The organism is Mycobacterium sp. 852002-51163_SCH5372311, assembly GCF_001667115.1.
Classification (GTDB): domain Bacteria; phylum Actinomycetota; class Actinomycetes; order Mycobacteriales; family Mycobacteriaceae; genus Mycobacterium.
Genome location: NZ_LZIJ01000147.1, coordinates 57898 through 76069 on the forward strand (window position 1 = coordinate 57898; position 18172 = coordinate 76069).

The 18172-nt window shown below is 65.4% G+C and carries 17 protein-coding genes; 4 read left to right on the plus strand and 13 right to left on the minus strand.

The features are described 5' to 3' along the window. Positions 1-25: 25 nt before the first annotated feature. Positions 26-853, minus strand: a complete 828-nt coding sequence (locus tag A5791_RS17375) for a hypothetical protein (protein ID WP_067239433.1) — start codon at positions 851-853, stop codon at positions 26-28. A gap of 78 nt (positions 854-931) precedes the next feature. Then, positions 932-1228, minus strand: coding sequence for a hypothetical protein (locus A5791_RS17380; protein ID WP_067239435.1), 297 nt, complete (start codon positions 1226-1228; stop codon positions 932-934). A gap of 71 nt (positions 1229-1299) precedes the next feature. Between A5791_RS17380 and A5791_RS17385 the strand changes: the two genes are divergently transcribed. Continuing rightward, a complete protein-coding gene (locus tag A5791_RS17385) occupies positions 1300-2070 on the plus strand; it encodes an isocitrate lyase/phosphoenolpyruvate mutase family protein (RefSeq protein ID WP_067239437.1) in 771 nt (256 codons plus the stop codon). A gap of 213 nt (positions 2071-2283) precedes the next feature. Here A5791_RS17385 and A5791_RS17390 read toward each other — a convergent pair whose 3' ends face one another. After that, positions 2284-2724, minus strand: coding sequence for an Hsp20/alpha crystallin family protein (locus tag A5791_RS17390; protein WP_067239500.1), 441 nt, complete (start codon positions 2722-2724; stop codon positions 2284-2286). A 215-nt stretch (positions 2725-2939) separates the two neighbouring features. On the opposite strand from A5791_RS17390, the gene nirB reads away from it, so the two are divergent. Together nirB and nirD are read left to right on the plus strand one after the other, a co-directional pair. Further along, complete coding sequence (gene nirB, locus A5791_RS17395) at positions 2940-5489, plus strand: nitrite reductase large subunit NirB (protein ID WP_082966987.1); 2550 nt, start codon at positions 2940-2942, stop codon at positions 5487-5489. Between the two features lie 11 nt (positions 5490-5500). Next, positions 5501-5857, plus strand: a complete 357-nt coding sequence (nirD, locus tag A5791_RS17400) for a nitrite reductase small subunit NirD (RefSeq protein WP_067239439.1) — start codon at positions 5501-5503, stop codon at positions 5855-5857. A 175-nt stretch (positions 5858-6032) separates the two neighbouring features. Here the strand turns inward: nirD and A5791_RS17405 are convergent, their stop codons facing one another. The 10 genes from A5791_RS17405 to A5791_RS17450 form a co-directional block, all read right to left on the minus strand. Next, a complete protein-coding gene (locus A5791_RS17405; RefSeq protein WP_067239441.1) occupies positions 6033-6482 on the minus strand; it encodes a hypothetical protein in 450 nt (149 codons plus the stop codon). A gap of 10 nt (positions 6483-6492) precedes the next feature. After that, the gene (locus A5791_RS17410) at positions 6493-7260 is read right to left on the minus strand and encodes a sirohydrochlorin chelatase (protein WP_082966988.1); all 768 of its coding nucleotides are present in this window, start codon (positions 7258-7260) and stop codon (positions 6493-6495) included. Continuing rightward, complete coding sequence (locus A5791_RS17415) at positions 7257-8402, minus strand: uroporphyrinogen-III synthase (RefSeq protein WP_067239443.1); 1146 nt, start codon at positions 8400-8402, stop codon at positions 7257-7259. The genes A5791_RS17410 and A5791_RS17415 overlap by 4 nt, the downstream gene beginning before the upstream one ends. Positions 8403-8491: 89 nt before the next feature. After that, positions 8492-9937, minus strand: coding sequence for an MFS transporter (locus A5791_RS17420; protein WP_067239445.1), 1446 nt, complete (start codon positions 9935-9937; stop codon positions 8492-8494). Positions 9938-10196: 259 nt separating this feature from the next. Beyond that, complete coding sequence (locus A5791_RS17425) at positions 10197-11597, minus strand: NarK/NasA family nitrate transporter (RefSeq protein ID WP_156661419.1); 1401 nt, start codon at positions 11595-11597, stop codon at positions 10197-10199. A 172-nt stretch (positions 11598-11769) separates the two neighbouring features. Further along, positions 11770-12315, minus strand: coding sequence for a GNAT family N-acetyltransferase (locus tag A5791_RS17430; RefSeq protein WP_067239451.1), 546 nt, complete (start codon positions 12313-12315; stop codon positions 11770-11772). Positions 12316-12358: 43 nt separating this feature from the next. Continuing rightward, positions 12359-13270, minus strand: a complete 912-nt coding sequence (locus tag A5791_RS17435; RefSeq protein ID WP_067239454.1) for a 5-oxoprolinase/urea amidolyase family protein — start codon at positions 13268-13270, stop codon at positions 12359-12361. A gap of 30 nt (positions 13271-13300) precedes the next feature. Continuing rightward, positions 13301-13972, minus strand: coding sequence for an allophanate hydrolase subunit 1 (locus A5791_RS17440; RefSeq protein ID WP_067239456.1), 672 nt, complete (start codon positions 13970-13972; stop codon positions 13301-13303). A 110-nt stretch (positions 13973-14082) separates the two neighbouring features. Beyond that, positions 14083-15087: an ABC transporter substrate-binding protein gene (locus A5791_RS17445; RefSeq protein WP_067239458.1), complete on the minus strand. Its 1005-nt coding sequence runs from the start codon at positions 15085-15087 to the stop codon at positions 14083-14085. Positions 15088-15119: 32 nt separating this feature from the next. Further along, positions 15120-16376, minus strand: a complete 1257-nt coding sequence (locus tag A5791_RS17450) for a DNA polymerase domain-containing protein (protein WP_067239460.1) — start codon at positions 16374-16376, stop codon at positions 15120-15122. A gap of 66 nt (positions 16377-16442) precedes the next feature. Between A5791_RS17450 and fadD2 the strand changes: the two genes are divergently transcribed. After that, positions 16443-18122 carry a long-chain-fatty-acid--CoA ligase FadD2 gene (gene fadD2 / locus A5791_RS17455; RefSeq protein WP_067239462.1) on the plus strand — a complete coding sequence of 560 codons (1680 nt, stop codon included), beginning with the start codon at positions 16443-16445 and terminating at the stop codon, positions 18120-18122. Positions 18123-18172 lie beyond the last annotated feature (50 nt).

Sequence of the window (18172 nt, forward strand, 5' to 3'; positions counted from 1 at the left end):
TCGTGCTAACTCTTTGTGAAATGGCTTACGGGCCAACGAATCTGAAATCCGTGATGGTGTGGCCTGCGACCAGCATGATGTAGAAGTCGGTGAGCGCCAGCGTTCCCAGCGTGATCCACGCGAATTGCATGTGCCGGGTGTTCAATTTGCTGACCTGGGTCCAGATCCAATACCGCACCGGGTGTTTTGAGAAATGCTTGAGCCGGCCGCCGGTGACGTGCCGGCACGAATGGCACGAGACGGTGTAGCACCACAACAGCAGCACGTTGACCACCAAAATCAGGTTCCCCACACCGAATCCGAAACCGCCCGTCGGCGAATGGAAAGCGACTATGGCGTCGTAAGTGTTGATCAGCGAGACCACCAACGCGAAGTAGAAGAAGTATCGGTGGCTGTTCTGGAGGATCAGCGGGAACTTCGTCTCGCCGGTGTAGTGGACCCGCGGTTCGGGCACCGCGCAGCCGGTCGGCGACTGCCACACCGAACGGTAATAGGCCTTGCGGTAGTAGTAGCAGGTGATCCGGAACCCGAGCAAAAACGGTAATACCAGCATTCCCAACGGAATCCACCACGGGAAGTGACCGAACCAGACACCCAGGTGGCTGGAGCCGGGCACGCAGGACGCGCTCACGCACGGTGAGTAGAACGGTGTCAGGTAATGGTATTCGTCGACCCAGTAGTTGTTGCGCAACATCGAGCGGGTACCCGCGTAGACGAGAAACGCCAAGAGGCCGACGTTGGTGATCAGCGGCGCCTGCCACCAGCGGTCGGTGCGCAGCGTCCGTTGCTGGATTTGGGCGCGGCCAGGCGAGAAGACGCCGGACGCAGGACGGTTCGCCGTGGGTGCGCTCATCTAGTGTTCCTCTTCGAACGGGCTGTCTCGACGAAGGGTACACAGACGAAACCCCACCTTTTTAGGCGGGCTTACGTGTCAGTACCGACTGTGACCTCCGACACCCTCGTCGTCGACGTCGCGCCAGAAATCGCGGTCGTAATCGGTGTCGGGAATGGCGATCTTGTCGCCCGATTGCTGCACGGTGGCCCGGTCCAAGTCCAATTCGGTGATGTCGGTGTCGAGCAATTCGACGTCGCTGAGGATTCGGTCGGCGTCGATCACGATGCGGCGCATCGCCGGGCTGTCGCCGTAGCGAATCTTCAACGAGGTCACGCACCGCCGCAGCCCGCCGATGAGGTCGTGCAGTTCGGCGATTTCAGTAGTGGCGGACAACGGATCTCCTAGAACAGACGGGGTTATGGCCGTGGTACGGATCACAGTACTCCCTCGATACTATCCACAGCATGGGGCTACTGCCGGGTCAAACCACGCCAGCCGACCGCGCTTTCGCGTTGCTGGGACTGCACCCGCCGGGGGACCCGGTGGTGCTGCCGACGGTGTGGGACGCCTGGTCGGCCCGCATGGCCGTGGACGCCGGGTTTGCTGCGATCACGGTGGGCAGTCATCCGGTCGCTGATTCGGTCGGCAAGGCGGACAACGAGGGCATGTCGTTCGAGGACCTGCTCACCCGGGTCGCGCAGATCACCGCCGCGGTCGACGTTCCGGTGTCGGTGGACGTCGAATCGGGTTACGGGCTGTCGGCGCCACGCCTGATCGACGGGCTGCTGAGTGTCGACGCGGTCGGACTGAACATCGAAGACACCGTGCACTCCGAAGGCGGACGACTGCGGTCGTCCGCTGAGCATGCCGACCTGGTAGGCGCGCTGCGGTCGGCGGCCGATGCGGCCGGAGTGCATGTCGTGATCAACGCCCGCACCGACCTGTTCCTGCGCAAGGATGGTGACGACTCAGACCGTGTCGAGCGCGCGGTGGCGAGACTGGCCGAGGCCGCCGCGGCCGGCGCCGATGTTCTGTATCCAGTGGGGCGCCACGACCCGGATACGTTGCGGCGCTTGACTACTGAGCTGCCGCTGCCGGTTAACGCGATCGCGCTGCCGGACCGGGACGACTTGGTCTCCTTCGGGCCACTGGGCGTGGGCCGGATCAGCTTCGGACCTTTCCTGCAATCCGCGTTGGCCGCCCGGGCCAAGGAATTGCTGGCCCGTTGGAGCTGAGACTTTCGGCGTGGCCGCGGCGTTCGGTGTGGTGGCCGCGGCGTTCGGTGTGAAGCCAGGGCGTTGAGAGTGAAGCCAGGGCGTTGGTCGAGCGATTTTTCCGCCCAGGTTTCACAACGAAAGCCCAGGATTCACAACCGAAACCGGAGGAGCAACGCCAATCCGGCGAGGTCGTCGGGACCTCGCCGGATTCAGCTGACATTGCCTGCGAAATTACTTCGTGATGGCGATGCGCTGCGCCTGCGTTCCGGTGTAGGCACCGGCCACCCGGACGGTCAACACGCCGGCGTCGTACGAGGCCGAGACCGCCTCGCTGGTGACGTGCGCGGGCAGCTGGAAGGACCGCCGGAACGATCCGTAACGAATCTCACGCAGAACCCGGCCGTTGTCTTCCTCGGCGTGCTGGTCGCGGTGTTCGCCGTGGATTACCAGACGGCCCCGGTCCACCTCAACGTTGACGTCCTTGTCGACGTCGACACCAGGCAGTTCCACGCGGACCACCGCGTCGTCGCCGTCCTTGACGATCTCAGCTGACGGGTTGAAGCCGCTGGTCACGGGCTTGAACCAGTCCGTCGCCGCGGCCGGCCCGAAAAAGTCGCGTAGCCACCGGTCGGTGTCCCAGGACGGACGGGACCACAGTGCGAGGTTGCTCATGAACATCTCCTTATGCTTGCTTGTGAGTTTGCTGTGGCCGGCGCCTTGCCGGCCGGCTATATGGATAAACCTGAGTCGACCACGCTTAAGTTCCACCTGGCCGTTCGCCGCCAGAGAACACCGTCACACCGGTCGCTGTGAGGTGTGAGGACGCCGTCATATGGGCGTCACATTGAGGGACTTTTCCTTAATTTCGGACCCCTACCCTGCTTTCCATGGCCCCAGCCGGAAACGCAGCAGCCCGCCACGTGATCGTGGTCGGGCACGGCATGGTGGGCCATCGGCTGGTCGAAGCGCTGCGCGCCCGCGACGCAAACGGTTCCTGGCGGGTCACCGTGCTGGCGGAGGAGGCAGACGCCGCCTACGACCGTGTCGGTCTGACCTCCTACACCGAGAACTGGGATCGGGGCCTGCTGGCTTTGCCCGGCAACGACTACGCCGGCGACGAGATGGTCAAGCTGCTGCTGAGCGCGCGCGTCACCGAAATCGACCGCGCCACAAAGTCGGTGGTCACCGCCGACGGTCTGCGACACAGCTACGACGCCCTGGTGCTCGCCACCGGGTCATACGCGTTCGTACCGCCGGTGCCCGGCCACGACTTGTCCGCGTGCCACGTCTACCGCACGCTCGACGACCTGGACGCGATCCGTGCCGGCGCCCAGCACACAGTCGCGGCCGGCCACACCCGGTCGGGCGTTGTCATCGGCGGCGGCCTGCTTGGACTCGAAGCCGCGAATGCCTTGCGCCAGTTTGGATTACACACGCACGTCATCGAGATGATGCCGCGATTGATGGCCCAGCAGATCGACGAGGCCGGGGGTGCACTGCTGGCCAGGATGGTCACCGACCTCGGAATCGCGGTGCACGTCGGAACGGGTACCGAATCGATTGAGTCCGTCGAGCATTCGGACGGTTCGCAGTCGGTGCGAGTGCGACTCACCGATGGTGAGGTCATCGATGCCGGTGTGGTCGTCTTTGCGGCCGGTATCCGGCCCCGCGACGAATTGGCGCGGGCGGCCGGGTTGACGATCGCCGAGCGGGGCGGCGTGCTCACCGATCTGTCTTGCCGGACAAGCGATCCCGACATCTACGCGGTCGGTGAGGTAGCGGCGATCGAGGGCCGCTGCTATGGCCTGGTCGGACCCGGGTACACCAGCGCCGAAGTGGTAGCCGACCAGCTGCTGGACGGCGCCGCGGAGTTTCCCGAGGCGGATCTTTCGACCAAGCTCAAACTGTTGGGGGTCGACGTCGCGAGCTTCGGCGACGCGATGGGCGCAACCGAGAATTGCCTCGAGGTTGTCATCAATGACGCAGTGAACCGGACCTACGCCAAGCTGGTGCTGTCCGACGACGCCAAGACCCTGCTCGGCGGCGTCCTGGTGGGCGATGCGTCGTCGTACGGGGTGTTGCGGCCAATGGTGGGCAGCGAATTGCCGGGGGACCCGCTGGCGTTGATCGCACCGGCCGGCTCGGGTGAGGGTGCGTCGGCGCTGGGTATTGGCGCGCTGCCGGATTCGGCCCAGATCTGCTCCTGCAACAACGTCACCAAGGGTGACCTGAAGTGCGCGATCGGCGACGGCTGCGGCGACGTCGCGGCGCTCAAAGCGTGCACCGCGGCCGGCACGTCGTGCGGCTCGTGTGTGCCGTTGCTCAAGCAGCTGCTGGAAGCCGAAGGCGTGGAACAGTCCAAGGCGCTCTGCGAGCACTTCAGCCAGTCGCGCGCAGAGCTTTTCCAGATCATCTCGGCCACCGAGATCCGGACCTTCTCCGGGTTGCTGGAGCGATTCGGCCGCGGAAAGGGCTGCGACATCTGCAAACCCGTCGTCGCTTCGATCCTGGCTTCGACCGGCTCGGACCACATCCTCGACGGAGAGCAGGCCTCGCTGCAGGATTCCAACGACCACTTCCTTGCCAACATACAAAAGAACGGCAGCTACTCGGTCGTACCGCGGGTGCCCGGCGGCGACATCAAGCCGGAACACCTGATCGTGATCGGCCAGATCGCACAGGACTTCGGCCTCTACACCAAGATCACCGGCGGCCAGCGGATCGACATGTTCGGCGCCCGGGTGGATCAGCTGCCGGCCATCTGGAAGCGGCTCGTCGACGCCGGCATGGAATCCGGCCACGCTTACGGCAAGGCGTTGCGCACGGTCAAGAGCTGCGTGGGCAGTGACTGGTGCCGCTACGGTCAGCAGGACTCGGTGCAGTTGGCCATCGATTTGGAACTGCGCTACCGCGGATTGCGGGCCCCGCACAAGCTCAAGCTGGGCGTCTCGGGTTGCGCCCGCGAATGCGCCGAGGCGCGCGGAAAAGACGTGGGCGTCATCGCCACCGAGAAGGGCTGGAACCTCTACGTCGGCGGCAATGGCGGCATGACGCCCAAGCATGCCCAGCTGTTGGCCAGTGACCTCGACACACCGACACTGATTCGCTACGTCGACCGATTCCTCATGTACTACATCCGAACGGCCGACCGGTTACAGCGCACCGCGCCTTGGGTCGAGTCGCTGGGGCTGGATCACGTGCGCGCGGTGGTGTGCGAAGACTCGTTGGGCCTGGCCGCCGAATTCGAGGCTGCAATCCAGCGGCATGTGCAGACCTACAAGTGCGAATGGAAGGGCGTGCTGGAGGACCCGGACAAGCTGTCGCGGTTCGTCTCCTTCGTCAACGCACCGGACGCCGTCGACTCCACAGTGACGTTCACCGAACGTGAGGGACGTAAAGTGCCTGTGCCCATTGGCATTCCGCGGGTCAGATCATAACAGGAGGAATCATGACGCTTCTCAACGACATTCAGGTGTGGACCACCGCCTGCGACTACGACCATCTCATTCCGGGTCGTGGTGTCGGTGTGCTGCTCGACGACGGGAGCCAGGCGGCATTGTTCCGGTTGGACGACGGGACGGTACACGCGGTGGGCAATGTCGACCCGTTCTCCGGCGCGGCCGTGCTCTCCCGTGGGATCGTCGGCGATCGGGGAGGCCGCGCGACGGTTCAATCGCCCATCTTGAAGCAGGCTTTCGCACTCGACGACGGCAGTTGCCTGGACGATCCGAGGGTGTCGGTTCCGGTGTATCCGGCACGCGTCACGCCGGCAGGGCACATCCAGATCGCACGGATGGCCGCCTAGGGGCGATCGCAAGCGCGGCGAAGCGGGGCGCGGCGGGTCGCCCCAATAGGGCTAGGGCGATCGCAAGCGCGGCGAAGCCGGGCGCGGCGGGTCGCCCCAATAGGGCTAGGGCGATCGCAAGCGCGGCGAAGCGGGGGCGCGGCGGGTCGCCACCATGAGGACAAGCCGGCCCGCACTAGTCGATTTTGCCGACGAGGTACCGCTGCATCGTTGGACCGATGGCGTCAACGAGTTGTTCCACCGTCATCGAGTGCAGCGGCTCGGAACGCACCCCGTAGCGCATGATGCCCAAACCGACTAGTTGAGAGGCGCATAACGACGCACGGACGGCGACCTTGTCGGCTCCAAGCATCTTCAGCAGTGGGTTGAAGACCGGTCCGATGAACATCGACTGCACGATCTCGGCGGTTTTGGCCAGCCCGGTGGAGGCGATCGCGCTGGCCGCAAAGGGGCCGCCACCGGCCGCATCCCAGGTGGTAATCAGCATGAAAAGCGTGCGACGCCCAACTTGGTTGACGCTGCCGGTGACGATGCGGTCGATGAACTCCGGTGTGCTGAACGGCAAACGCAGCATTTTCGCCACGTCGTCGAGGAGCCCACGCGAAGGCTCTTCGTTACGGGCCATGTTGTCAGGATTACCTGGATATCTCCAAAGAGCAAGCGTCAGTGCCTTCGGCGTGGCACACGGGCAAGTGTCGCGGTCGGCGACTGCCCCGATGCGGCGCGACGCCGACGAAGCGATCCGCGATCAGCCGGGCCAGGCCGGGATGGGTGCCCAACGGCCGGGTCACCAGATCGGCGCTTGACGCATGCAACCGTTCTTGAAACAGCCCGTCAGCCAGCAAATACGAGGCCACCGCAACGCGCTGAGCACCCCGGCGTCGGGCTTCGGCCACAGCCGTGCGGACATCGGGGTCGCCGGTCGCCGCAAATCCCAAGTCAACTCGTGATCCGGTCAGCGCGGCGAGCAGCGTTGCGGCGCTGCGCAGATCCGCCCGAGCCCGTCGGTCGGAGGTGCCCGCTGCCGCCAGGATCACCGAATCTCCGGGACGCCAACCGGTTTGCACGAGTTGATCGGCCAGGAGCTGGGTGATCTGCCGGCTCGGCCCCAAAGCGGGGGTTACCGTGACATTCGGATGTCCGCTGGCCGCAACGTGAGCGGGAAGATCACGACGGACGTGATAGCCACGGGACAGAAACGCCGGTACCACGATGGCGGGGCGCGTCGCGCGGCCTGGCGCCGCGAGGCGCGTAAGCAGCTCGCCGGGAGTCGGCCCCAGTACGTCGACGAACGCAACCTGGACGTTGGCGCCGACTAGCACACCCACTCGTGCGGCGAGATCACCGATCATCGCCACACCGCCGGGCCTGCGGGTGCCGTGCGCCACCATGACCAGATTCATCGCGCACCCGTTGGTGTGTCGACGGCGAGCCGATAACCACGTTTGACCACCGTGGCGACAATGTTCTTGTCGCCCAAGGCTGTTCGAAGCCGCAGCACAGCGGTGTCCACCGCATGGGTGTCGTTGCCGTTGCCCGGCAGCACGCGCAGCAGGTCGCTGCGTGTGACGACGTCACCGGGACGCTTCGCCAGCGCACGCAATATCGCCATCCCCGACGGTGACAGCGACTTGACCGAACCGTCCACCAGCACGCTGGTCCCGCGGATGTCGACCGCATGGCCGGCAGCCTTCACGGTGCACGAACCCAATATCGGCAACTCCTCGGCAATATGGCGGGCCAAGGCTCCCAAGCGCATTCGTTCCGGCGATGACGTCGGTATGCCCTTGCGGATCAGCGGCCTCGAGGTCACCGGGCCGACGCACATCGCGTGCACATCGGTGCGCAGCGCATCCAGCACCTGATCCTGGAGATTCAATTCCCGGCTGCGTTCCAGGACGGCTGCCGCCGCAGGTGCCGATGTGAAGCTGACCGCATCGAATTGCCGGCGCGCTATCCCGGTGACCAGCTGGTCGAAATCGCCACCCAAAGGCGTTGGTTTCCAGCGGTACACCCGGATCGGCACCACTTCGGCACCCGCGTAGCGCAACCCGCCGAGAAACTCCGGAAACGGGTCCCAGGCGTCCGCGGCGCCGTGCAGCTGGACGGCGATGCGCGCGCCGGACAGGTTCGATTTGAGTAGATATTCCAGCACTTCCTGCGATGACTCTGATTCCGGAGACCACTCCTCGTGCAGGCCCGCCGCGCGCAACGCCCCGGTGGCTTTCGGCCCACGGGAAATGATCCGCACCGACGACAGTGACTCGATCAGCTGGCTGGCCAGCCCCCAGCCCTCGGCTGCGGCAATCCAACCCCGAAAGCCGATGCCGGTGTGCGCTACCAGAATGTCGGGCGGCTGGGCGATCAACTGCTCGGTGTTGCGGTGCAGCTCGTCGTCGTCGGGCAGGGCGATCATGTTGATCGCCGCGGCAGCACAGACCTCGGCGCCCTGCCGGTGCAGTAACGCGCACAGCTCTTCGGCGCGCCGGGCCGAGGTCACCGCAATGCGATAACCGGTCAGCGGCGCAGAGTCTGGCTGGCCCATATGAACTGTGTATGCCCGGATGATTTCCGTTGCGTTACCGCGCAATTGCTGACGCATTGCTCATGATGGGGTGTGAATCACACGTGAGCTCAGACACGTGCCAGCCCCGATTCGTAATTCGACCCGGGCAGGCCTGTGGCCGGCGTCGGCCGGCGCACGTAAACTGCCCAGGTCAGGATCGCAGCTCCGACATAGGAACTCAGGAATACCCAATAGGCCGCGGTTCCGCTGCCGCTGCGCAGGTAGGACTCGCGCAGCGCCAAGTTGATCCCGACGCCGCCGAGTGCACCGACGGCTGCACAGAAGCCGATCAGCGATCCCGAGATGGCGCGTGACCAACGGCGGCGCTCGGCTTCGCCGACATGCAGCGAGCGGCTGCGGGCTTCGAAGACCGACGGGATCAGTTTGAACACCGAGCCGTTGCCCATCCCGGACAGCACGAACAACGCCATGAAGCCGGCGACGTAGCCGAGCATGGCGGCGGAGCTCGCGGAACCCCCGGCCCCGCCGCGGTGGGCGAACGTGCTGATGGCGACCAGCAGCCCGGCGGCCGCGATCATGCCTCCGAGGACGCCCAGGGTGACCCGGCTGCCGCCGAGGCGATCGGCCAGTTTGCCCCCGTAGACGCGGGCCAGCGAGCCCAGCAGCGGCCCTAGGAACGCGATCCGCGCGGCGTGCAGCGATGCCTGCCTGACACTTTCGCCACTGGCCATGAAGTTCACCTGCATCACCTGCCCGAATGCGAATGCGAACCCGATCCACGAGCCGAAGGTGCAGATGTACAGCAGCGAGATTACGTAGGTGTGCCTGTCGAAGAGGATCGACCGCAGGTGGTTTACCTCGATGCCATGGTCGAGGTTGTCCATGAACAGCGCCGCGGCAATCCCGACGACCGCCAGCAGTACCAGGTACACCGCGCAAACCCAGTAGGGCGCTTCGTGTCCCGCGCCGGCCAGCGCCAGCAGGCCCACCAATTGGATCACCGCAACGCCGAGGTTGCCGCCACCGGCGTTGACGGCCAATGCGGCGCCTTTCAGCCGTTGCGGGTAGAAGGCATTGACGTTGGCCAGCGACGCCGCATAGTTGCCGCCGCCCAAGCCGGTGAGCGCAGCACACAACACATACGGCCACAGCGGCAGGCCCGGGTTGGCCAGCAGCACGATGGTGCCGACGGTCGGGATCAACAGCACCAATGCCGAGAACGTCGTCCAGGCGCGGCCGCCGAACGCGGCAATGCCCAGGGTGTAAGGGATGCGCACACAGCCACCCACCAGGGTGGCAACGGCGCCCAGCAGTAGCTTGTCGCCGGCGGACAAGCCATAGACGGATGCCGGCATGAACAACGTCATCACGGACCAGAGGCTCCAGATCGAAAACGCCACATGGTCGCCCGCCACGGTGCAGATCAGGTTGCGTCGCGCGATGCGCTTGTTACCCGCCTCCCAGGCGGGGGTGTCTTCGGGATTCCAATCGGTGATCCGATGGTTGCGGCCGACCACGACGCCGAAACTGCGCAAGCTGGCATGCACCGCCATAGCCCATAGACCCTCTCGTCGAGCCGTTCCACTGCTGAATCTGCCTGGCCGACTTTGGCCCTATGGAGCGCCGCACTGAACTCGACTGAAGACCCATGCGCCGCTGGCGGTTTCGATGCTCACATTCCCGATCGCGGGTCGTCAACTCGGTATGGCCGGTTATCGCCTGAAAGTTGAATCCCAGTTGTCTGGTAAATCACTGGCAGGCCCGCCGCGGTCAGGCCGACGCGAACGAGTGTGAGCTGGAATACATTTGGCGTCAGACGTAAGCCAGCTCCGTCGGCGACGGAGCCTCCGATACGGGGGCTGCCAGCGGCCGGCGCACGTATACCGCCCAGGTCAGCACCGCGGCGCCGACGTAGAACACGGCGAAGGCCCAGAACGCCGCTGTTGCCGTGCCGCTGTCCAGATAGGACTGGCGCAGTGCGAGATTGACGTCAACGCCGCCGAGCGCGCCAATCGCCCCGGCCAGGCCGATCAGTGCCCCCGACATGGAGCGCGACCAGTCCCGGCGCTCGGATTCACTGAGTTGCAAAGAGTGGCTGCGTGCCTCGAAGATCGACGGAATCATCTTGTATACCGAGCCATTGCCGATTCCCGACAGGACGAACAGTGCGACGAAGCCGACGACGTAGCCGACCATCGTCGCGGCGGGTACCGGCCGTCCGGTATTCTCGCCGAAAGTGCTTGCGCTGATTACTATTCCGGCGGCAAGCAGCATCGAGCAGAAGACGGCGAGGGTGACGCGCCCGCCACCGATGCGATCTGCGAGGCGGCCGCCGTAAACGCGGGAGAGCGAGCCCAATAGTGGCCCCAGAAAAGCGATCTGGGCGGCGTGCAGCGAGGCCTGCGCCGTACTTTGCCCACCGGCGATGAAGTTGATCTGCAGTACCTGACCGAAGGCGAACGAGAACCCGATGAACGAGCCGAAGGTGCCGATGTAGAGCAGCGCCACCACCCATGCGTGCGGCTCGGACAGCACCGCTCGCATGGTGCTCATCTGGATGCGGTATTGCGGCAGGTTGTCCATGTACAGTGCCGCGCCGATTCCCGCGATCGCCAGCAGCACCAGATAAATGGCGCACACCCAATAGGGCTGCCGGTTGCCGGCTGTGGCGATCACCAGCAGACCGACCAGCTGGACCACCGGCACTCCGAGGTTGCCGCCACCGGCGTTGAGCGCCAGCGCCGAACCTTTGAGCCGCTGCGGATAGAAGGCGTTGATGTTGGTCATCGACGAGGCGAAGTTGCCGCCGCCGAGGCCGGCCAGTGCGGCGCACACCAGGTACGGCCACAGCGGCAGGCCCGGATGGGCCAGCAGCAGCAGGGTCCCGACGGTGGGAATCAGCAGCACCAGAGCGGAGAAGACGGTCCAATTGCGTCCACCGAACTTCGCGGTGGCGAACGTGTAGGGGAATCGCAGGCAGCCGCCGACCAGGGTCGCGGTGGCACCCAGCAGGAACTTGTCACCGGCCGACAGGCCGTACACGGACGTCGGCATGAACAGGACCATCACCGACCAGATGGACCAGATCGAGAACCCGACGTGTTCGGCTGCCACTGACCAGATCAGGTTGCGCCGGGCGATCTTCTTGTTGCCGGCTTCCCAGGCCGCAGCGTCTTCCGGATCCCAGTCCAAAAGAAGATGAGAACGGCCTATACGCATACCGAAAGCTCCTCACGTCATCGCTCTTGGCGATCACGCTAGGAATCCTTTGTTGCCCACGACTCTGCCGACAGTGACCCGGGGATGAAATTCCGCTCACCCGCACCGAGCCGACGGTGTGAGCGTCAGTCGATTCGTGTGACAGTCAACACACTTCACCAACCCGCTACCAGACATCCCCTGCGCGCCAATCGCACATCAGCTCCGCCGAAGTATCCAGGCTGATTCCGACCGGCAGCACGAATATCGATCCGTCGTCCTCGGGCGTACGAGTCGGGCCGGTGGGTGACAGCACCGACGTCGGGCCGCGCCAGGGCAACCAGCCGCGCGACGTATAGAGACCGCGGGCGCGGTCCGAGGAACTGAGCGCCCCGAGCTGGTAGGCGCCACGCATCACCTGCTCGACGCCGTCCAGTAGCGCGGTCACCAGGCCCTTGCCGCGCCAATCCTCGCGTACCGCAACACCTTCGACGTATCCGCAGCGCAGCGCGGCACTGCGGTAGTACAACCGGCGCTGGACCACCGCGGCGTGCGCGATGATCGCGCCGTGCCGGCAGATCAGGGCGTGCATGCCGCCCAGCGTGTGCTCCCAATCGGTTTCGGTGAAGTCGCCGGCAAAGGCGTCGGTGACCATTTCGCGGACGCGTTCGCGGGCCTCGATGTCGAGATCAGCGGTGTGGACCAGGCGGGCGGTGTGTACCTGGCTGGGCAACCCTGCGTCCCTTTGGCTTCGCCCTACGGGTTTGCGGCCACGGTCATGGCCAACTCGGGGTAGCTGCGCTGAGCCGGGCCCCATGCGGCAACCGGGGCCGCGCCCAGTGCAGCTGCACGTGCTGACCAGGCCGCACCTGCGCGAGCTTGTCGATGTCCTCGTCGATCACGACGCCCACCACCGGGTAACCGCCGGTCACCGGGTGATCGGGACCCAGAATCACCGGTAACCCGTTGGGCGGCACCTGAATCGCGCCGCGAGTGACACCTTCGCTGGGCAGTTGCCGGCCCGGATTGCGGTATTGCAGGGGACGGCCCACCAACCGCATCCCCACCCGGTCGCTGCGATCGGAGGCCATCCAGATCGTGTGCACCAGCGCGTCGGGATCCACCAGCCAGTCGTCATGCGGCCCGGGCACCACCATGAGCTCCACTATTTGCCTGTTGATCGCTGCTACCGGGGCCTGTTCGAGCTCGGGATAGTCGTCGGTGTGCTCACCGACCGGGACCACGTCGCCGGCCTGTAGCGGCGCCGGGCCTATCGCAGACATGACGTCGTAACTGCGTGAACCCAGCACCGGTTTGACGCAGATGCCACCGCGTACCGCCAGATAGGTCCGCAACCCGGCCCGGGGAGCGCCAAGTGAGATCACCTGGCCGTCGCGCACATGCTGAATGCTGTTGGTGCCGAACGTGATTCCGTCGACCGTCGGGTCAGTGTCGGCACCTGTCACCGCGATGTCGACGTCGCCGCCGTGGACCCGGGCGCAGAATCCGCCGAATGTCACCTCGACGGTGGCTCGGTCGTCGGGGTTGGCCACCAGCCGGTTGGCCAGGGTGTGGGAACGGCGGTCGGCGGCTCCGGACCGGCCGACGCCGATGTGCGCCAGACCCGTTCGGCCCAGGTCCTGGACGACGGCCAGCGGTCCGGTGCGCAAAATTTCCAGAGTTGCCACGGTGCCTCCCTTAAGCCACTCTCAACGCCGTCACGCCGCCCGGAACTGGACCCACATACCCGGTGTCAGCAACGCCGGGTTGGGCCGGTCGAGATCCCACAGCACGGCTTCGGTGTGGCCGATGAGCTGCCACCCGCCGGGCGACTGCCGGGGATATATCGCGCTGAACTCGTCGGCCAGGGCGACCGCGCCGGCGGGAACCGACGTTCGCGGCTCGGGCCGGCGCGGCACCCGCAGCCGGGGGTCGCCGTCGACCAAGTACGCGAAACCCGGTGCGAATCCACAGAATCCCACCCGCCACAGGGTGGCGGTGTGTGCGTGGATGACCTGGGCGGTGCTCAGTCCGGTGTGGCCGGCGACCTCGGTGAGGTCGGGGCCGTCATAGACGACGTCGATCACCACGTCCGCGGTGCGCTCGGACGACGCGGGCGGTGCCGGTTCGGGGGCGACCCGCAACTTGCGCAGCCGGTGACGGGTCCCCGCCTGGTAGCGCGGGCCGTCCAGCTTCACCAGGACGGTGCGCGACGCCGGGACGATGTCGAGCACACCGGGCAGGGCCGCCTCCCGCAAAGCGGCCGTCCACGCCAATACCTCGGTGGTGCTGTCGAATTGCAGCAGCAGCGCTTGGTCACCGTAATCGGCGATGGCAAGGTTTTTCGCCGGACCGACCGAGAGGTCCGCGGAGAGATCCGTCACGCTCATAAAACGACGGTAGCGCCGCAGTCACGGGCTCGGCGAGGATCTTCCGTGGATTTTCGAGCACTGCCAGAGGTGCCTTAGCAAACGCTCAGATACCTTTGGGGACCACCGGATCAACCCAGGATCTTGCCGATCAGCGGAGGCAGCTGATCGGCGACCATCGGGTAACTCAGCGGTGAAGCGAACGCGATCGCGCCGGCAAGCTCCTTGGACGTGAAGATGTGCCGGCTCTGTGCGGTCGCCTGGGCGCCCGCCACCTCGGGATCGGCCAGCAGCGCCTTCTGATCGTCGGGACTCTCGGTGGACCAGATCACCACGTCGGCAGAATCCAGCACCGCTTTGATGTGATCGCGCGGGATCACGGCGCGGTGATCGGCGCCGAATTCTTTGATGCTGTCGGCGATCGCCAGACCCATCTCGGTGAGGAAATCAGTGCGCCAGCCCGCCGCCGTCGCAACCACAGTCCCCTGCCAGAGCCGGCCCTGCATGAGCAGCGCCTTCTTGCCCTTCCATTGCGAATTCTTTTGGGCCACAGCGGCGAACTTTTGGTCGACGGCATCAACCAGCGACTTCATCTGATCGGCCTGAAACACAGCCTGGCCGATCGCGGTTGCCTGGTCTTTCCATGGCTCGAAGAACGCGTCCTCACCCGACTGCGGGATGGTCGGGGCGATTGCCGACAGCTTCTGATAGGTGTCGGCGTCCACGCCTGCGTTGGTCGCCACGATCAGGTCCGGTTTCAGGCCGGCGATCTGGTCCACCGGAATCCCGTTGTCCAGGTTCAGCACGATCGGTCTGGCATCGCCGAGCTTGGGCTGAGCCCACGGCCACACCGCGAATGGCTGGTCACCCCACCAGTTGGTCACCGCGACGGGCACCACGCCGACGGCGAGCAGGTCGTCTTGCTCGGTATATCCGGCGCTGACCACTCGCTTGGGCGGCTGCTTGACCACGGTCTGACCGAACAGGTGGGTGATCGTCACCGATCCGCCGCCGGAGGAACCGGGTCCCGGCTTCGGCGCCGAACACCCGGCCAAGGACTCCGATGCCCCCGCGGCGAGCAGTCCCGCGACCCCGGCGAGCTGGAAGAATCCCCGTCGACTCCATCCCTGGCGCACAGCGTGAGAGTATCGCGTGCTTCGCGCGCTGCTCAGCCACGCGGCCGAGGTTTGGGGTGATATCGCTCCCACGGGCTGTAATCGGCGATCAGCTCTTCCTGCGGCGGGCGCTGGTCGACCGGGACGTGCTGCAGGTTGATCCGGATCCGGTACCAGATCGAACTGGGCCCGCGCATGCCGTCGACCAGGACGTCGGCCGGCTGCAGGCGATCGGCCGCAGCCGGATGACGATCGCGCCAGGTGTCCAGCGCGGCCATCGCCTCGTCGCGGGTCTTGGTGCGGGCGACCTCGATCAGCGGCATCGACGAGACCCGCCTGCCGTCGCGGCCTCGTGCCGTGCTTCTCGTGTTTTTCGGCGCGCGCTCCGGCGGCCCCATTTCTTCGGCCAGGATCAGCAGGCGGTCGAGCTCTCCGACGGCTGAGTCCATGTCTGCCCAGGGGTCACCTATTTCGGCGAACCGGGCCGGCACGGTGGCGATCGTGAACGCATCGGGGCGGCAGTCGGCGACCTCGTCCCAATGCAGCGGGGTGGACACCCGGGCGTCCGGAGTCGCGCGCACCGAGTAGGCCGACGCCACCGTTCGGTCTTTGGCGTTCTGGTTGAAGTCGACGAACACTCCTTCGCGTTCTTCTTTCCACCAGCGGCTGGTTGCGGCGTCGGGGATGCGGCGTTCGACCTCGCGGGCAACGGTCTGGGCGGCCAGGCGTACTTGCTTGAAGGTCCAGCGCGGGGCGATCCGGGCGTAGACGTGGAAACCTTTCGAGCCGGATGTCTTCGGCCAGGGGACCAAGCCGTAGTCCTCGAGCACCTCGCGGGCCACCAGCGCCACATCGACGATTCGCTGCCAGGACACCCCGGGCATCGGGTCGAGGTCCACCCGCAGTTCGTCGGGATGATCGAGGTCCCCGGCGAGCACCGGATGCGGGTTGAGGTCGACGCACCCCAGGTTGATCACCCACGCCAGCCCCGCGGCGTCGTGGATTACCGCCTCCTTGGCCGACGTGCCCGACGCGTAGCGCAGTTCGGCAACGTCCACCCGGTCCGGCCGGTTGGCCGGCGCCCGCTTCTGAAAGACCGCCTCGACGGAGATGCCCTTGACGAAGCGCTTCAGGATCATCGGGCGCCCGGCCACGCCGCGCAGCGCCCCTTCGGCGACCGTGAGGTAGTAACGGACCAGGTCAAGCTTGGTATAGGCGGGTGCTCCGCCGTGCGGTTCAAAGATCACCTTGTCCGGGTGGGTGATGGTGACCTCGCGTCCGGCAACTTCGAGTGTCACCGGTTTGGTCATGGGTACAGGGTAGTTATACGCAAAGTTTCCAACCGCATTGCGACCTACGTCACATAGGGTGAGACCATGCCTAATCTCAGCGACCTGCCAGGGCAGATCCCGGCCAAGGTTCAGCAATATGTTGAACGCGGCGCAGCCGAACTGCACTACGTCCGCAAGATCTTCGAAGCGGGTGCGTTCCGGCTGGAGTCGCCGCTCAAAACCGCGGCGATGGCAGCCGAAATCGCTAAGTGGGGCGAGTTCGGCATGCTGCCGTCACTCAACGCCAGACGCCATCCCGACCGTGCGGCGTGCATCGACGAAGACGGCGAATTCAGCTATCGGGAGCTCGACGAAGCCGCCCACGCGGTGGCCAATGGCCTGATCGAGAAGGGCGTCAAGGCTGGCGACGGCGTGGCGATCCTGGCGCGCAACCACCGCTGGTACCTGATCGCCAACTACGGCGCTGCCCGGACGGGCGCCCGCCTCATACTGCTCAACAGCGAGTTTTCCGGCCCGCAGGTAAAAGAGGTGTCGGAGCGCGAAGGCGCCAAACTGATCATCTACGACCAGGAATACTGCGACGTCGTCAAGAAGGCCGAGCCCGAGCTGGGCAAGCTGCGCGCGCTCGCCACCAACCCCGACAGCGACGAGCAGACGCCCTGCGACGACGAAACGCTCGCCGACCTGATCGAGCGCAGCAGCAAGGATCCCGCCCCCAAGGCCAGCAAGCACGCGTCGATCATCATCCTGACCAGCGGGACCACCGGCACCCCGAAGGGGGCCAACCGCAGCACACCGCCCACCCTGGCCCCGGTCGGCGGCATTTTGTCGCACGTGCCGTTCAAGGCCAACGAGATCACCTCGCTGCCGGCGCCGATGTTCCACGCGCTGGGTTATCTGCACGCCACCATCGCCATGTTCCTGGGTTCGACGCTGGTGCTGCGGCGCAAGTTCAAGCCGCCGCTGGTGCTGGAAGACCTCGAAAAGTACAAGGTGACCGCCATGGTCGTGGTGCCGGTGATGCTGTCACGGCTCCTCGACGCGATCGAAAAAATGGACAAGAAGCCCGACCTGTCCAATTTGAAGATCATCTTCGTGTCCGGATCGCAGTTGGGAGCCGAGCTGGCTACCCGCGCGCTCAAGGATTTCGGCCCGGTCATCTACAACATGTACGGCTCGACCGAGATTGCGTTTGCCACCATCGCCGGTCCCAAGGATCTGGAGAAGAACCCGGCGACGGTCGGTCCGGTCGTCAAGGGTGTGAAGGTGAAGATCCTCGACGACAACGGCAAGGAGAAGCCCCAGGGCGAGGTCGGGCGGATCTTCGTCGGCAACGCCTTCCCGTTCGAGGGCTACACCGGCGGCGGCCACAAGCAGATCATCGACGGCTTGATGTCCTCGGGCGACGTCGGATACTTCGACGAGGACGGACTGTTGTACGTCAGCGGCCGCGACGACGAGATGATCGTGTCCGGCGGCGAGAACGTCTTCCCGGCGGAAGTCGAGGATTGTCTCAGCGGGCATCCCGACGTGGTCGAGGCCACCGCCATCGGCGTCGAAGACAAGGAGTGGGGCCACCGGCTGCGCGCGTTCGTGGTCAAGAAAGAAGGCTCCGACGTCGACGAGGACACCCTCAAGAAGCACGTGAAGGAGGAGTTGGCACGCTACAAAGTGCCGCGGGAAGTGATCTTCCTCGACGAATTGCCGCGTAACCCGACCGGCAAGATCCTCAAGCGCGAACTGCGTGAGATGGACGTCGACTAGCCAGCGTGAGAAGACGCGAAAGCCCCTGATCCTTGCGGATTTCGGGGCTT

What these genes read in the sequence shown, in the direction of transcription:
- A5791_RS17410 (WP_082966988.1), bottom strand. Translation starts at nt 7,260, where the DNA reads ATGAATCTGGTCATGGTGGCGCACGGCACCCGCAGGCCCGGCGGTGTG.
- A5791_RS17385 (WP_067239437.1), top strand. Translation starts at nt 1,300, where the DNA reads ATGGGGCTACTGCCGGGTCAAACCACGCCAGCCGACCGCGCTTTCGCG.
- A5791_RS17405 (WP_067239441.1), bottom strand. Translation starts at nt 6,482, where the DNA reads ATGGCCCGTAACGAAGAGCCTTCGCGTGGGCTCCTCGACGACGTGGCG.
- nirB (WP_082966987.1), top strand. Translation starts at nt 2,940, where the DNA reads ATGGCCCCAGCCGGAAACGCAGCAGCCCGCCACGTGATCGTGGTCGGG.
- fadD2 (WP_067239462.1), top strand. Translation starts at nt 16,443, where the DNA reads ATGCCTAATCTCAGCGACCTGCCAGGGCAGATCCCGGCCAAGGTTCAG.
- A5791_RS17450 (WP_067239460.1), bottom strand. Translation starts at nt 16,376, where the DNA reads ATGACCAAACCGGTGACACTCGAAGTTGCCGGACGCGAGGTCACCATC.
- A5791_RS17415 (WP_067239443.1), bottom strand. Translation starts at nt 8,402, where the DNA reads ATGGGCCAGCCAGACTCTGCGCCGCTGACCGGTTATCGCATTGCGGTG.
- A5791_RS17420 (WP_067239445.1), bottom strand. Translation starts at nt 9,937, where the DNA reads ATGGCGGTGCATGCCAGCTTGCGCAGTTTCGGCGTCGTGGTCGGCCGC.
- nirD (WP_067239439.1), top strand. Translation starts at nt 5,501, where the DNA reads ATGACGCTTCTCAACGACATTCAGGTGTGGACCACCGCCTGCGACTAC.
- A5791_RS17375 (WP_067239433.1), bottom strand. Translation starts at nt 853, where the DNA reads ATGAGCGCACCCACGGCGAACCGTCCTGCGTCCGGCGTCTTCTCGCCT.
- A5791_RS17390 (WP_067239500.1), bottom strand. Translation starts at nt 2,724, where the DNA reads ATGAGCAACCTCGCACTGTGGTCCCGTCCGTCCTGGGACACCGACCGG.
- A5791_RS17440 (WP_067239456.1), bottom strand. Translation starts at nt 13,972, where the DNA reads ATGAGCGTGACGGATCTCTCCGCGGACCTCTCGGTCGGTCCGGCGAAA.